Genomic DNA, 13,630 nt, shown 5'->3' on the forward strand with positions numbered 1-13,630 from the left:
GGACGGCGCGCGGTCGTCCCCACCAGCTTGGCCCATACCGGGCGGGGCCGTAACACCGCTCCTAGCCAGGTGTTGCTCACCAGGAACCGCCCCGAGAGGGGAGAGGGGTAACCGAAAGGGGAGAGGGAAACGTCGGGACGCGAGGAGGCCGAACACGAAGGAGCCCAGCGGCAGCAGTTTCCCACCCGCGCTGTGCGGCCGTGCCCGCAGGCGGTCCGGCTGGTCCCGGAGCGTTCGTCAGGCGTACGGGACCGCGCCCGCCGCCACCAGCGCGCCCTTCACCACGGCTGCCGCCAAAGGCGTCTCCCACGACCCCGGGCCCAGCACCGCCTACCCCTTCTCCGCGTCCCCGTGCTCCACAGCCGCGCCGAGCACCGTGTCCGGCCACTCCTGGAAGGCGCGGACGAACCCCTCCACCAGCAGCGCGTAGGACTGGTCCACGTCCTCGGGCAGGCCGAAGCCGCCGCGCGTCTCCAGGTCCACGAACCCGTGCAGCGAACTGCGCAGCGCCCGGATCGCGTGCACGGCCTGGTCCTCGGCGATGCCGAACCCGCGCAGGACGGCGGCCAGGATCCGTACCGGGTCGGTGGCCAGCTCGGCCCTGGCCCCGGCCAGTACCGGTAGCTGTTGCAGGGCCACGTAGCGCCCCGGGTGGGCGTGCGCGTAGCGGCGGTAGGCGTCGGCCGTCGCGCGCAGCGCCTCCGGACCGGACCGGCCCACGGCGGCGCACTGCACCTCCTCGCCGATCCCGTTCGCCCCCAGCAGCGCCACCTCCCGGCGCAGTCCCGCCAGCCCGTCCACGTGCTTGTACAGGCTGGGCGTGGCCACTCCGAGCCGCTTGGCGACCGAGGCCAGGGACAGGGAGTCGAACCCCTCCTCGTCGCTGAGCCGTGCCGCCTCCTCGGCCACCGCCGCCGGGGTCAGCCCCGCCCTAGGCACCGGTCACCACCTCCTGGAGCAGTGCCTCCACGGCGGGCACGACCACGTCGGGACGCTGCGCGTGGGCGTAGTGGCCGCACTCGGGCACCATCAGCACCGAACCCCCCACCACGGAGGCGACCCGCTCGGCCTGAGCACGCGGGTCCTTCCAGTCGGGGTCCAGTTCGCCCATGACCACCACGGCCCGGGCCCGCATCCCCCCGGCGTCGGAGACGGTGCCGGGCCGGTCCTTGGCCGCGATGGCGGCGGCGCCCGCGCCCAGCGAGTTGCCCACGATGACCACGTCTTCCCCGCCCAGCTCCTCGGCGAGGGCGAGGACGTCGGTGGCCGCCGCCCGGCTGGTGTGGTCGTCGAAGGTGGTGTCGCTGTCGCCGTGGCCGCGCAGGTCCATGACGGCGACCCGGTATCCGGCCTCGGCCAGGCCCGCGCCGACGAAGCGGAAGGAGTGGCGGTGGTCGAACATGCCGGGCACGCAGACCACGAGCGGTCCGGTGTTCCCGGCTCCGTAGAGGTCGTAGGTGATCCGCCCCTGAGGGCGTGTGAGGTGGTGCATCGTACTCTCCCCGCCGTTTGGCTCTCCTTGATAACCAGAAAGCTAATGCCATTAGCCAACCGGGTAGAGGGGGTCCGGCCGGATTCTTCGTGGGACGGGGCTGTCTCCGTGCCGGGGCGGGGCCGTGTCGGGACGGGGATGTCCCGGGGTGGGGCCGTGCGATCTGCGGCTCCACCGCAGCCGATAGCGTGGAGAGGCGGGAAAACCGGATGGCGTTCCGCCGCGTCCGGCCTACACTTCAAGGCAGATCGGGCCCCAGGGGTCCGCCTACACAACAGAGAGCAACACAGTGACCGACATCATCGACGAACTCCAGTGGCGCGGCCTGCTCGCGCAGACGACCGACCTTGACGCACTGCGCAAGGCGCTCGCCGATGGTCCGATCACCCTGTATTGCGGATTCGACCCGACGGCGGGCAGCCTGCACGTGGGCCACCTCACCCAGATCCTGACCCTGGCCCGTTTCCAGCAGGCGGGGCACCGCCCGATCGCGCTGGTCGGCGGCGGTACCGGTCTCATCGGCGACCCCAAGCCCAACGCCGAGCGCCAGCTCAACTCGCTGGAGACCGTGCGGGGCTGGGTCGACAACCTGGGCGGGCAGCTGTCCGCGTTCCTGCGCTTCACCCCCGAAGGCGAGCAGCCGGAGCCGACCGACGCCGTTCTGGCCGACAACGCCGACTGGCTCGGGGAGATCAACGCCATCGAACTGCTGCGCGACGTCGGCAAGCACTTCAGCGTCAACCAGATGCTCGCCAGGGAGACGGTGCGGAGCCGACTCGACGGCGAGGGCATGAGCTACACCGAGTTCAGCTACGTGCTCCTGCAGTCCTACGACTACGTCCAGCTCTACCGCCGCTTCGGCTGCACGCTGCAGACCGGCGGTTCCGACCAGTGGGGCAACATCACCGCGGGCCTGGACCTGGTCCGCAGGATGGACGGAAACGAGCCGCACGGCCAGGCGCACGGGCTGACCACGAACCTGCTCACCAAGGCGGACGGCACCAAGTTCGGCAAGACGGAGTCCGGCAGCGTCTGGCTCGACCCCGAGCTGACCTCGCCGTACGCCTTCTACCAGTTCTGGTTCAACGCCGACGACCGCGACGTGGTCCGCTACCTGAAGACCTTCAGCTTCCGCGACCGCGACGAGATCGAGGAACTGGAGCGCCAGACCGAGGAGCGCCCGCAGGCCCGCGCCGCCCAGCGCGTCCTGGCCGAGGACCTCACCGTCCTCGTGCACGGCGAGGAGGAGTGCCGCAAGGTCAAGGAGGCCAGCCTGGCGCTGTTCGGCCGCGCGGACCTGTCCGACTTGGACTCCCGCACGCTCGACGCCGCCCTGGCCGAGGTGCCCCGGGCCGAGGTCGATGGTCCGGTCGACGGGCTGCTCGTGACCGACGCGTTCGCGCGGAGCGGCCTGACGCCGAGCAAGTCCGCAGCCCGCCGCGCCATCCAGGAGGGCGGGGCCTACGTGAACAACGTCAAGGTCACCGACGTGGAGGCCGTGCTCCGTCCCGAGGACGTGCTCCAGGGACGCTTCGTCGTGCTGCGCAAGGGCAAGCGCAACATCGGCGGCCTGGTCCTCAACGGCTGACGTGCCGCTCCGCGGGCCGGTGCCTGGCACCGGCCCGCGGAGCGGCTGGAGCCCGACGGGACCGACGGGTTTCGAGCGGGAATCTTCCGGGCAGGATGCCCGTTGTCTGAACAAAAGCCGACGTGACAGCGCGGATCCGGTGTGAGTACCGCGCACGTCACAGGGGCCCGAACAAGCCGCCCGTCAGGGGCGACAGAGCCCCGGAGCGCGCGGTTGACGCGCGTACCGGGCTCCGGCTTGACGTCTGTCCCGACCCTCCCTATACTCGGACGAGTCGCTGCGGGACGGCGAGCGGCCCTCGGGTCGGCTCGGAACCGGACTGCGGCCGCGAACTCCCTTCCTCCCCTCAAGCGAACCGGTTCGAGCACCGCTCTGCATCGGCTAGGCTTCGGGGGGCGCTTCCAAGGAAACACGGAAGCGGAACAGGAAACGGGCTTTACCCCGATCAGAAACACCGCAAACCGCCGATTTGGCGGGGCGCGGAACACCTGATAAAGTAAAGACACAACAAAGCGGAAACGCACAACGCCTTCGGCGGAAAAGCTCACAGCAGCTTGTACACGAAGAGCGGTTGTTTCTTGAGAACTCAACAGCGCGTGTTTGATTTTCTTTAAGCCATGTTTGTTTTGGCCCCGTCACACAGAACCACACCGGTTCGTGTGCGGAGGTTCCTTTGATTAGCCGGGGTGACCCGGTTGGTCAGGATTACTTCTAGGTTTACCCGCCCGAACGGACCCTCCGGGGAACGCGGGCCGGGTTGAGTGACCTTTATGGAGAGTTTGATCCTGGCTCAGGACGAACGCTGGCGGCGTGCTTAACACATGCAAGTCGAGCGGTAAGGCCCTTCGGGGTACACGAGCGGCGAACGGGTGAGTAACACGTGAGCAACCTGCCCCTGACTCCGGGATAAGCGGTGGAAACGCCGTCTAATACCGGATACGACCCGCCACCTCATGGTGGAGGGTGGAAAGTTTTTCGGTCAGGGATGGGCTCGCGGCCTATCAGCTTGTTGGTGGGGTAACGGCCTACCAAGGCGATTACGGGTAGCCGGCCTGAGAGGGCGACCGGCCACACTGGGACTGAGACACGGCCCAGACTCCTGCGGGAGGCAGCAGTGGGGAATATTGCGCAATGGGCGAAAGCCTGACGCAGCGACGCCGCGTGGGGGATGACGGCCTTCGGGTTGTAAACCTCTTTTACCACCAACGCAGGCTCCCAGTTCTCTGGGGGTTGACGGTAGGTGGGGAATAAGGACCGGCTAACTACGTGCCAGCAGCCGCGGTAATACGTAGGGTCCGAGCGTTGTCCGGAATTATTGGGCGTAAAGAGCTCGTAGGCGGCGTGTCGCGTCTGCTGTGAAAGACCGGGGCTTAACTCCGGTTCTGCAGTGGATACGGGCATGCTAGAGGTAGGTAGGGGAGACTGGAATTCCTGGTGTAGCGGTGAAATGCGCAGATATCAGGAGGAACACCGGTGGCGAAGGCGGGTCTCTGGGCCTTACCTGACGCTGAGGAGCGAAAGCATGGGGAGCGAACAGGATTAGATACCCTGGTAGTCCATGCCGTAAACGTTGGGCGCTAGGTGTGGGGACTTTCCACGGTTTCCGCGCCGTAGCTAACGCATTAAGCGCCCCGCCTGGGGAGTACGGCCGCAAGGCTAAAACTCAAAGGAATTGACGGGGGCCCGCACAAGCGGCGGAGCATGTTGCTTAATTCGACGCAACGCGAAGAACCTTACCAAGGTTTGACATCACCCGTGGACTCGCAGAGATGTGAGGTCATTTAGTTGGCGGGTGACAGGTGGTGCATGGCTGTCGTCAGCTCGTGTCGTGAGATGTTGGGTTAAGTCCCGCAACGAGCGCAACCCTTGTTCCATGTTGCCAGCACGTAATGGTGGGGACTCATGGGAGACTGCCGGGGTCAACTCGGAGGAAGGTGGGGATGACGTCAAGTCATCATGCCCCTTATGTCTTGGGCTGCAAACATGCTACAATGGCCGGTACAATGGGCGTGCGATACCGTAAGGTGGAGCGAATCCCTAAAAGCCGGTCTCAGTTCGGATTGGGGTCTGCAACTCGACCCCATGAAGGTGGAGTCGCTAGTAATCGCGGATCAGCAACGCCGCGGTGAATACGTTCCCGGGCCTTGTACACACCGCCCGTCACGTCATGAAAGTCGGCAACACCCGAAACTTGCGGCCTAACCCCTTGTGGGAGGGAGTGAGTGAAGGTGGGGCTGGCGATTGGGACGAAGTCGTAACAAGGTAGCCGTACCGGAAGGTGCGGCTGGATCACCTCCTTTCTAAGGAGTCTTTACAGGCCAACGCCTTTCCTAATGTTGGCCGGACTCGAAAGTGGACCTGGTGCTGCGTGCAGCATCCAGGATGGCTCAAAGACGAATCGAACTTGACCTCGGGCGACTAGAAGCGTCCGGGGGCGCGCTGTTGGGTGTCTGAGGAAGCAACCTCTGGCTGGTGGCCTTGTGGTCCTGGTCGGGTGTTGGTTCCCGCGGACCGCCTCTGAGAACTCTCAGGTGTCGTCAGGACGAGGATCCTGGTGGTGTGAGTGGTGTCGGGGTATGCGGTTGGTGTTTTGATTTGTGAATAGTGTGCGCGAGCATCTTATTATCTGTAGTGGCCAAGTGATAGTGGCACACGGTGGATGCCTTGGCACCAGGCGCCGATGAAGGACGTGGGAGGCCGCGATAGGCCACGGGGAGCTGTCAACCGAGCTGTGATCCGTGGGTGTCCGAATGGGGAAACCTAGCCCGAGTTGTGTCGGGTTGCCGCCATCTGAATGTATAGGGTGGTTGGTGGTGACGCGGGGAAGTGAAACATCTCAGTACCCGTAGGAAGAGTAAACAACAGTGATTCTCCTAGTAGTGGTGAGCGAACGGGGAAGAGGCTAAACCGTAGGCGTGTGATAGACGGCAGTCGTTGCGTTTGCGGGGTTGTGGGACATGTCTGTTCAGGTCTGCCGGCCTGGAGCGTTGATGTCGGTGGTAGTTGAAACCGTTGGGAAGCGGTACCGGAGTGGGTGAGAGTCCCGTAGATGAAGGTACCGGCTAGACGTTGATGTGTTCCCGAGTAGCGCGGAGCCCGTGAAAGTCCGTGTGAATCTGGCAGGACCACCTGCTAAGCCAAAATACGTCCTGGTGACCGATAGTGCACTAGTACCGTGAGGGAAAGGTGAAAAGTGCCCCGGTGAGGGGTCGTGAAATAGTACCTGAAACCGTGTGCTGTCAAGCCGTCAGAGCTGGACCTTCGGGTGTGGTGATGGCGTGCCTTTTGAAGAATGAGCCTGCGAGTCATGGTGTGTGGCGAGGTTAACCCGGGTGGGGTAGCCGTAGGGAAACCGAGTCTGAATAGGGCGGTTGAGTCGCATGCTGTGGACCCGAAGCGGAGTGATCTACCCATGTCCAGGGTGAAGCGGGGGTAAGACCTCGTGGAGGCCCGAACCCACCAGGGTTGAAAACCTGGGGGATGAGGTGTGGGTAGGGGTGAAAGGCCAATCAAACTCCGTGATAGCTGGTTCTCCCCGAAATGCATTTAGGTGCAGCGTCGCGTGTTTCTTGCTGGAGGTAGAGCTACTGTTTGGCTGATGGGCCCGACAAGGTTACTGACGTCAGACAAACTCCGAATGCCGGTGAAGTGAAGCGTGGCAGTGAGACTGCGGGGGATAAGCTTCGTAGTCGAGAGGGAAACAGCCCAGATCATCAGCTAAGGCCCCTAAGCGTGTGCTAAGTGGGAAAGGTTGTGGAGTTGCTGAGACAACCAGGAGGTTGGCTTAGAAGCAGCCATCCTTTAAAGAGTGCGTAATAGCTCACTGGTCAAGTGGTTCTGCGCCGATAATGTAGCGGGGCTAAAGCACACCGCCGAAGCTGTGAAGCTCAAGACTTGTTCTTGGGTTGGTAGGGGAGCGTCGTGCGTCCGGTGAAGCTGCCGAGTGATCGTGTGGTGGAGGGCGTGCGAGTGAGAATGCAGGCATGAGTAGCGAAAGCAACGTGAGAAACGTTGCCGCCGATTGACTAAGGGTTCCTGGGGCAGGTTAATCCGCCCAGGGTGAGTCTGGACCTAAGGCGAGGCCGACAGGCGTAGTCGATGGATAACGGGTTGATATTCCCGTACCCGTGCACGAGCGTCCAGTACTGAATCAGGTGATGCTAACCACGCTGGTGGTCTTGGGTCCCTTCGGGGAGCTTTGGCTTACTGGTCTGGGAACCGAGCTTGTAGTAGGTAAGTGATGGGGTGACGCAGGAGGGTAGCTCTACCCGGCGGTGGTTGTCCGGGGGTAAGCGTGTAGGCTGAGGGGTTGGCAAATCCGCCTCTCGTGTGAGCTGAGACGTGATGCCGAGCCGTTTTTGGTGAAGTGAGTGATCCCATGCTGTCGAGAAAAGCCTCTAGCGAGTTCGTGTGTGGCCAGTACCCTAAACCGACGCAGGTGGTCAGGTAGAGAATACCGAGGCGTTCGGGTGAACCATGGTTAAGGAACTCGGCAAATTGTCCCCGTAACTTTGGGAGAAGGGGAGCCCTGTCTGGTGACGGATCTTGCATCCTGAGCTGGGTGGGGTCGCAGATAGCGGGGGGAAGCGACTGTTTATTAAAAACACAGGTCCGTGCGAAGTCGTAAGACGCTGTATACGGACTGACGCCTGCCCGGTGCTGGAACGTTAAGAGGACTGGTTAGTGGGGGTTCGCCCCTGCGAAGCTGGGAATCTAAGCGCCAGTAAACGGCGGTGGTAACTATAACCATCCTAAGGTAGCGAAATTCCTTGTCGGGTAAGTTCCGACCTGCACGAATGGCGTAACGACTTCCCCACTGTCTCAACCATGGGCCCGGTGAAATTGCACTACGAGTAAAGATGCTCGTTTCGCGCAGCAGGACGGAAAGACCCCGGGACCTTCACTATAGCTTGACATTGGTGTTTGGGATGGTTTGTGTAGGATAGGTGGGAGCCGGTGAAGCTGTCACGCTAGTGGCGGTGGAGGCGTTGGTGAAATACCACTCTGACTGTTTCGGGCATCTAACTTTGGACCGTGATCCGGTTCGGGGACAGTGTCTGGTGGGTAGTTTAACTGGGGCGGTTGCCTCCCAAAGAGTAACGGAGGCGCCCAAAGGTTCCCTCAGCCTGGTTGGTAATCAGGTGTTGAGTGTAAGTGCACAAGGGAGCTTGACTGTGAGACGGACGTGTCGAGCAGGAGCGAAAGCTGGGACTAGTGATCCGGCACCGGCGTGTGGAAGCGGTGTCGCTCAACGGCTAAAAGGTACCCCGGGGATAACAGGCTGATCTTCCCCAAGAGTCCATATCGACGGGATGGTTTGGCACCTCGATGTCGGCTCGTCGCATCCTGGGGCTGGAGTTGGTCCCAAGGGTTGGGCTGTTCGCCCATTAAAGCGGCACGCGAGCTGGGTTTAGAACGTCGTGAGACAGTTCGGTCCCTATCCGCTGTGCGCGTTGGAGACTTGAGAAGGGCTGTCCCTAGTACGAGAGGACCGGGACGGACGAACCTCTGGTGTGCCAGTTGTCCTGCCAAGGGCATGGCTGGTTGGCTACGTTCGGGAGGGATAACCGCTGAAAGCATCTAAGCGGGAAGCTTGCTTCGAGATGAGGTCTCCTGCCTCCTTGAGGGGGTAAGGCTCCCTATAGACGATGGGGTTGATAGGCCGGGTGTGGAAGCCCTGTGAGGGGTGGAGCTGACCGGTACTAATAGGCCGAGGGCTTGTCCGCTGCAGATAATTGGATGTTCGCGCACACTTTTCACGGATTTTCGCCGTGGGTGACTCCCCTGTGAGGGGTTGAGTTGTTCGTGGTGGTGTGGTTTCCGTGGTGGTTATTGCTGGAGGGTCACACCCGGTCTCTTTCCGAACCCGGTCGTTAAGTCTCTTTGCGCTGATGGTACTGCCCTGTGGTGGGGTGGGAGAGTAGGTCGCTGCCACGGTTTTTCTTGAAGGAGGGGTGGGGTTGCCTGTTAGGGCGGCTCCGCCCCTTTTTTTTTGTGTGGGGGTTTGTGCGTTTGTGAACGTTGGGGTGGGCGTGCGGGGGTGTGGGTGCCCGGGTGGGCCCCCCTGTTTCCAGTCAACCGGATGCGGGCGTGTCGGTGCCAGGGCCTGTTCCGCGCTGTGGACAACCCGGTCCGGTGTGCGCAGACGCTGCTGGGAAAGTAGGACCTTGGGCACCTGCGCTCTGGTGATGAGCGGCGACACCATGTCGTAAGCTGGAAGGCACGAGTACTATGACGCGCTGCTACTGCTCAAGGTGGCAGCGCTTTTGATTGTTGACGGACGGGTTGGATGACTGAGGACAGCCGATCGGGAGACCGCGAGGACTCCGGAGCCAACGAGCGCGGCGGTTATCGCTCCGGTGGACCTGGTGGTCGGGGACGCGGTGACGGACCCCGCGCCCGGTCCGGCTACAGCGGTTCCAGAGATGACAGGGGTCGTGACGACCGGCGCGGAGGATACCGCCGGGACGACCGTGACCGCGGGGGTTACCAGGGCCGCGACGAGCGTCGCGGCGGCGGTTTCCGGGGCCGTGACGAACGACGCGACGACCGCGGCGGCTTCCGCAGCGAAGGCGGCGGCGAGCGCCGCGACCGCCGTGATGACCGCCGGGATGACCGCGGTGGGTTCCGTGGTGGAGAGCGCCGGGACAACCGCGGCGGATTCCGTGCCGGGGACCGCCGCGACGACCGGCGGGACGATCGGGGCGGCTACCGCGGCCGGGACGACCGCCGCGACGACCGGCGGGACGATCGGGGCGGGTTCCGTGGCGGGGACCGCGACCGCGGTGGCTTCCGTGGCCGTGATGACCGCCGCGACGACCGCGGTGGGTTCCGTGGTGGAGAGCGCCGCGACGACCGTCGAGGCGGCGGCTTCCGGGACGGCGGGCGAAGGGACGACCGCCGTGGCGGCGGGTTCCGTGGTCGTGACGACAACAGGGGTGGCGGGTTCCGCGATCGGGACGACCGGCGCGACGACCGCCGTCCGCCTCGCGAGGACCGCGACCCTGCCGACATCGCGCCCCAGCTCCCGGAGGAGGTCAGCTACTCCCAGCTGGACCCCGAGACCAGGCGTGACCTGCACTCGCTGCCCAAGTCGCTGGCCGAACTCGTCGGCAAGCACATCGTCGCCGCCGGCATGCTCCTGGACGAGGACCCCGAGCGGGCCTACGCCCACGCGGCCTACGCGCGCCGCAAGGCGTCGCGAGTCCCCGGCGTCCGCGAGGCCTCCGGCGTGGCGGCCTACACCGTGGGCAAGTGGCAGGAGGCCCTGTCCGACCTGCGCGCCGCACGCCGGATGAGCGGACGCGACAACTTCCTCGCGATCATGGCCGACAGCGAGCGCGGTCTGGGCCGTCCCGAGCGGGCGCTGGAGATCACCAACGACCCGGCCGCCAAGAACCTGGACGCAGCCGACCGCATCGAGCTGCGCATCGTGGCCTCCGGGGCCCGCCGGGACATGGGCGACGCCAAGGCCGCCCTGGCAGAACTGCAGGTGCCCGAGCTCAAGGAGCGGCGCGCCCGTCCGTGGGTCGCCCGCCTCTTCTACGCCTACGCCGACGTCCTGCAGGAACTGGGCCGCGAGGACGACGCCCGCGAGTACTTCTCGCGCGCCTCGGCCGTGGACAGTGACGGCGTCACCGACGCCGACGAGCGGCTGGCCGCCCTGGAGGGTATGGAGCTGGTCGACTACGACGCCGAGGACGGCATCGTCTGGACCGACGCCGAGGAGCAGGAACTCCTGGAGGAGCCGGAGGAGGACGCGTCCCCGCGCGACCGCGAGCGCGGCGAACGGTACCGCGGCCGTGAGGACCGGGGCTGAGCCCCTTCCACGGAACCGGCGGTACCGCACCGCCGGGCGGGGACGCTCCGCTCGGCGGTGCGGTCGTGCGCCTGGGGGCCCTCCCCGAGGCCCACGACTCCGTGGTGTGCCTGACCTACACCGGTGACCGGCCCCTGCTGGTGCGCAACCGGCGCCGTGCCTGGGAGTTCCCCGGCGGGCACGCCGAACCGGGCGAGACCATCCAGGACACCGCGCGCCGTGAGGCCCTGGAGGAGGCCGGCGCCACCCTCGGCGACATCCGACCCGTCGGCCACTACGTGCTCTCCGGCGGTCACGTCACGGTGGTCACCCACGCGCGGGTGACCGCGCTGGCCCCGCTGACCGGGGAGTTCGAGACCGTGGAGGTGCGGGCCTTCGACGTCCTGCCCTCCGACGACGAACTCTCCTGGGCGGACGGGCTCTACGCCCACCTGCTCCGGGAGCTGGGGCTGCCAGGGGCGCCGGCGGGGCCGTCCGCTAACCCCTGAGCCGCCGGACGTAGACGGTCTCGGAACCGACCGGGGCGTAGCCGAGCCGCCGGTTCGCGGCCAGCATCGGCGCGTTGTCCTCGTGGTTGCCGGTGTAGGCGTAGCGCATGCCCCGTTCACGCGCCCGGTGCAGTGCCGCGGCCTTCGCGTACCCGGCCAGACCGCGTCCCCGGAACTCGCGCAGGGTGCCGGTCATGGACGACTCCATCCGGTTCCCCCCGTCGCTGACGTAACAGGTGATGGCGGCCGGTACGCCCTCGACCAGCGCCAACAGGGACAGGTCCGGTGCGCGGAGCGGGTGCTGCCACACGTCCTTGCGCCACCCCTCGTAGGAGGGGAACCAGGAGTCCGCGCCCGGCTCGTCCAGGCTGGCCAGCCTGTCGACCTCGTAGATCTCGCGCGGGTCGTCGGCGTAGTCGCTGAAGGGCCGCAGCTCGACGCCCTCGGGTGCTCTCGGCGGGTCGGTGAGGGCGGCCAGGTCCAGGCCCAGCACGAGGTTGGTGTCCTCCGGGGCGTAGCCCCGCTCCAGCACCGTCCGCCGGTAGGCCTCACCTCCGGCTTGGACGTCCTCCTCGGCGGCCTCGGTCCGCAGCACCTCGGCCCCGCCCTCTACGAGGTGGCGCTCCGAGGCGTCCAGCAGGCGCGCGCCCACGTCCGTGTCCCGGTGCGAGGCGGCGACCGCGGCTAGGAGGGACCGGCCGCTGCGGGGGCCCTCACCGTCGAGCCGTAGCGCGGAGCGCAGGAAACCCACCGGGGCCCCGTCCTCCACCGCGAGCAGAGTGGTCTCACGCATGCCGGGCAGGGGGTTCTCCGTCCGCCAGCGCATCGCGTCCTCGGTCAGCACGCGGCAGGGGTGGACGGCGCGCATGAGGGGGAGGACCCGGGGGATGTCGGCCCGCTCCATGGGGCGGATTCGAGTCGTCATGGGAGTGAGACTAGGTCCGGGGCCCGGCGGGCGCACCCGGTTTTCTCGCGGTCCGCGCGCCGCGTCCGGCGGCCGTGCGCCGCCACCACCGCTCCGCCGCCGGGGACCGCGAGGGCCGTCCGGGACGCTCAGGAACGTTCCTTCTCCTCCGCTGCCCGGGCCTCGGCCTGCTCCCGGGCGAGCCTGTCCAGCCAGTGCACGATGCCGGACACGTTGGCCTCCGCGCCGCTGAGGGTGTCCAGGATCGCGGCGGATTCCGCGGGCAGCTCCGGCGGCATCGGCGCGTAGCGGGAGACCACCTTGTCGCGCACCATGGCGATCGCGTGGTCCAGGTCGCCGGTGCTGCCGTGGGACTCGCGCACCGTCTCCACCCACAGCCGCAGCTCGGACTCGGCCCGGTCGAGGGTCTCGGGGACCGAGGTGACCGCGCCGAAGTGGGAGAACATCAGCCGCTGGGCGTCGATGTCCCCGAACAGCCGCAGGGTGCGCAGGCACGCCTCCATGTCGAAGTCCGGCGGCGGCGTGGCGGGGCTGACCTCTCCGGTGAGCGGCTTGTACACGCCCAGCGCGTCGCCGACGTACAGGTCACCGGTGAGGGTGTCGACCAGGCCCATGTGGTGCTTGGCGTGGCCGGGGGCGTAGTGGGTCACCAGTCGGCGTCCGCCGCCCAGGTCGATCTCCCCCGTCTCGGCCACCGAACGGATACGGGACGCCTCGGTGGGGTTCATCCGTCCGAACAGGCTGTCCAGACGGTCGCCCCACACCGTCTCGGCGCTGCGCATCAGCCTGCTCGGGTCGGCCAGGTGGCGGGCGCCGCGCTCGTGCACGACGATCTCGGCGTTGGGGAACAGGGCGGCCATGTCGCCGGTGCCGCCCGCGTGGTCCAGGTGGATGTGGGTGACCACGATGGTGGCCAGGTCCGCGGGGACCAGGCCGAGTCGGGTGACGGCCTCGTGCAGGACACGCGCGGAACCGGCGGTGCCGACCTCGACGACGCAGGGCCGTTGGGAGCGGATGAGGTAGCTCGACACGATCCCCGGGTATCCGGCGAGCATCGTGTCGATGGCGAAGATGTCGTCGCCCAGCGGGGTGGTCCCCTCGGGCAGACCGCTCACGTCCACGTCGTCGTGCACTGCAAGCACCCCTGTTCCTCGGTCGTCGTGGGGTTCGGCGGGGCCGAACCGGACAGGACCCGACTCTAGGACAAGGGTGTCACGGCTGGCGGGGGCGGGGCCAGCCCGGTCCTCGCCTGAGGGGGCGCGGAGCGCGGCCGGTGCCGGGACGGGTTGTCCACAGCCTCGTGACGGGCCTTTCGCCC

At 66.2% G+C, this 13,630-nt stretch carries 8 protein-coding genes and 3 rRNA genes; 6 read left to right on the forward strand and 5 right to left on the reverse strand.

From position 1 onward, the window contains the following. Window positions 1-330: 330 nt before the first annotated feature. Window positions 331-939, reverse strand: a complete 609-nt coding sequence (locus tag KGD83_RS10360; RefSeq protein WP_212643580.1) for a TetR/AcrR family transcriptional regulator — start codon at window positions 937-939, stop codon at window positions 331-333. After that, window positions 932-1,492, reverse strand: a complete 561-nt coding sequence (locus KGD83_RS10365; protein ID WP_212643581.1) for an alpha/beta fold hydrolase — start codon at window positions 1,490-1,492, stop codon at window positions 932-934. The genes KGD83_RS10360 and KGD83_RS10365 overlap by 8 nt, the downstream gene beginning before the upstream one ends. Before the next feature lie 289 nt (window positions 1,493-1,781). Between KGD83_RS10365 and tyrS the strand changes: the two genes are divergently transcribed. The 4 genes from tyrS to rrf all read left to right on the forward strand — a co-directional run bounded on the left by tyrS (window position 1,782) and on the right by rrf (window position 9,017). Next, on the forward strand, window positions 1,782-3,080 hold the full coding sequence (gene tyrS / locus KGD83_RS10370; protein WP_212643582.1) for a tyrosine--tRNA ligase: 1,299 nt from the start codon (window positions 1,782-1,784) through the stop codon (window positions 3,078-3,080). A 767-nt stretch (window positions 3,081-3,847) separates the two neighbouring features. Next, window positions 3,848-5,380: ribosomal RNA gene (locus KGD83_RS10375) — 16S ribosomal RNA — on the forward strand. Window positions 5,381-5,712: 332 nt separating this feature from the next. Further along, window positions 5,713-8,807, forward strand: a 23S ribosomal RNA gene (locus KGD83_RS10380). Window positions 8,808-8,901: 94 nt separating this feature from the next. Further along, window positions 8,902-9,017, forward strand: a 5S ribosomal RNA gene (gene rrf / locus KGD83_RS10385). Together the 16S, 23S and 5S rRNA genes form the textbook arrangement of a ribosomal RNA operon. Window positions 9,018-9,309: 292 nt before the next feature. Here the strand turns inward: rrf and KGD83_RS10390 are convergent. Beyond that, complete coding sequence (locus KGD83_RS10390; protein WP_212644650.1) at window positions 9,310-10,200, reverse strand: hypothetical protein; 891 nt, start codon at window positions 10,198-10,200, stop codon at window positions 9,310-9,312. A 15-nt stretch (window positions 10,201-10,215) separates the two neighbouring features. On the opposite strand from KGD83_RS10390, the gene KGD83_RS10395 reads away from it, so the two are divergent. Both KGD83_RS10395 and KGD83_RS10400 read left to right on the forward strand, forming a co-directional pair. Beyond that, entirely contained in the window at window positions 10,216-10,899 is a 684-nt protein-coding gene (locus tag KGD83_RS10395; RefSeq protein ID WP_249352264.1) for a hypothetical protein, read from the forward strand. Between the two features lie 65 nt (window positions 10,900-10,964). Then, complete coding sequence (locus KGD83_RS10400; RefSeq protein ID WP_212643583.1) at window positions 10,965-11,387, forward strand: NUDIX hydrolase; 423 nt, start codon at window positions 10,965-10,967, stop codon at window positions 11,385-11,387. Here KGD83_RS10400 and KGD83_RS10405 read toward each other — a convergent pair. Further along, complete coding sequence (locus KGD83_RS10405; protein WP_212643584.1) at window positions 11,377-12,312, reverse strand: GNAT family N-acetyltransferase; 936 nt, start codon at window positions 12,310-12,312, stop codon at window positions 11,377-11,379. The genes KGD83_RS10400 and KGD83_RS10405 overlap by 11 nt on opposite strands. 128 nt (window positions 12,313-12,440) lie before the next feature. Beyond that, window positions 12,441-13,445 (reverse strand): MBL fold metallo-hydrolase, encoded by a 1,005-nt coding sequence (locus KGD83_RS10410; RefSeq protein ID WP_212644364.1) that lies wholly within the window; start codon window positions 13,443-13,445, stop codon window positions 12,441-12,443. Window positions 13,446-13,630 lie beyond the last annotated feature (185 nt).

Source organism: Nocardiopsis akebiae (genome assembly GCF_018316795.1).
Taxonomy (GTDB): domain Bacteria; phylum Actinomycetota; class Actinomycetes; order Streptosporangiales; family Streptosporangiaceae; genus Nocardiopsis; species Nocardiopsis dassonvillei.

What these genes read in the sequence shown, in the direction of transcription:
- KGD83_RS10365 (WP_212643581.1), bottom strand. Translation starts at nt 1,492, where the DNA reads ATGCACCACCTCACACGCCCTCAGGGGCGGATCACCTACGACCTCTAC.
- KGD83_RS10395 (WP_249352264.1), top strand. Translation starts at nt 10,216, where the DNA reads ATGCTCCTGGACGAGGACCCCGAGCGGGCCTACGCCCACGCGGCCTAC.
- KGD83_RS10405 (WP_212643584.1), bottom strand. Translation starts at nt 12,312, where the DNA reads ATGACGACTCGAATCCGCCCCATGGAGCGGGCCGACATCCCCCGGGTC.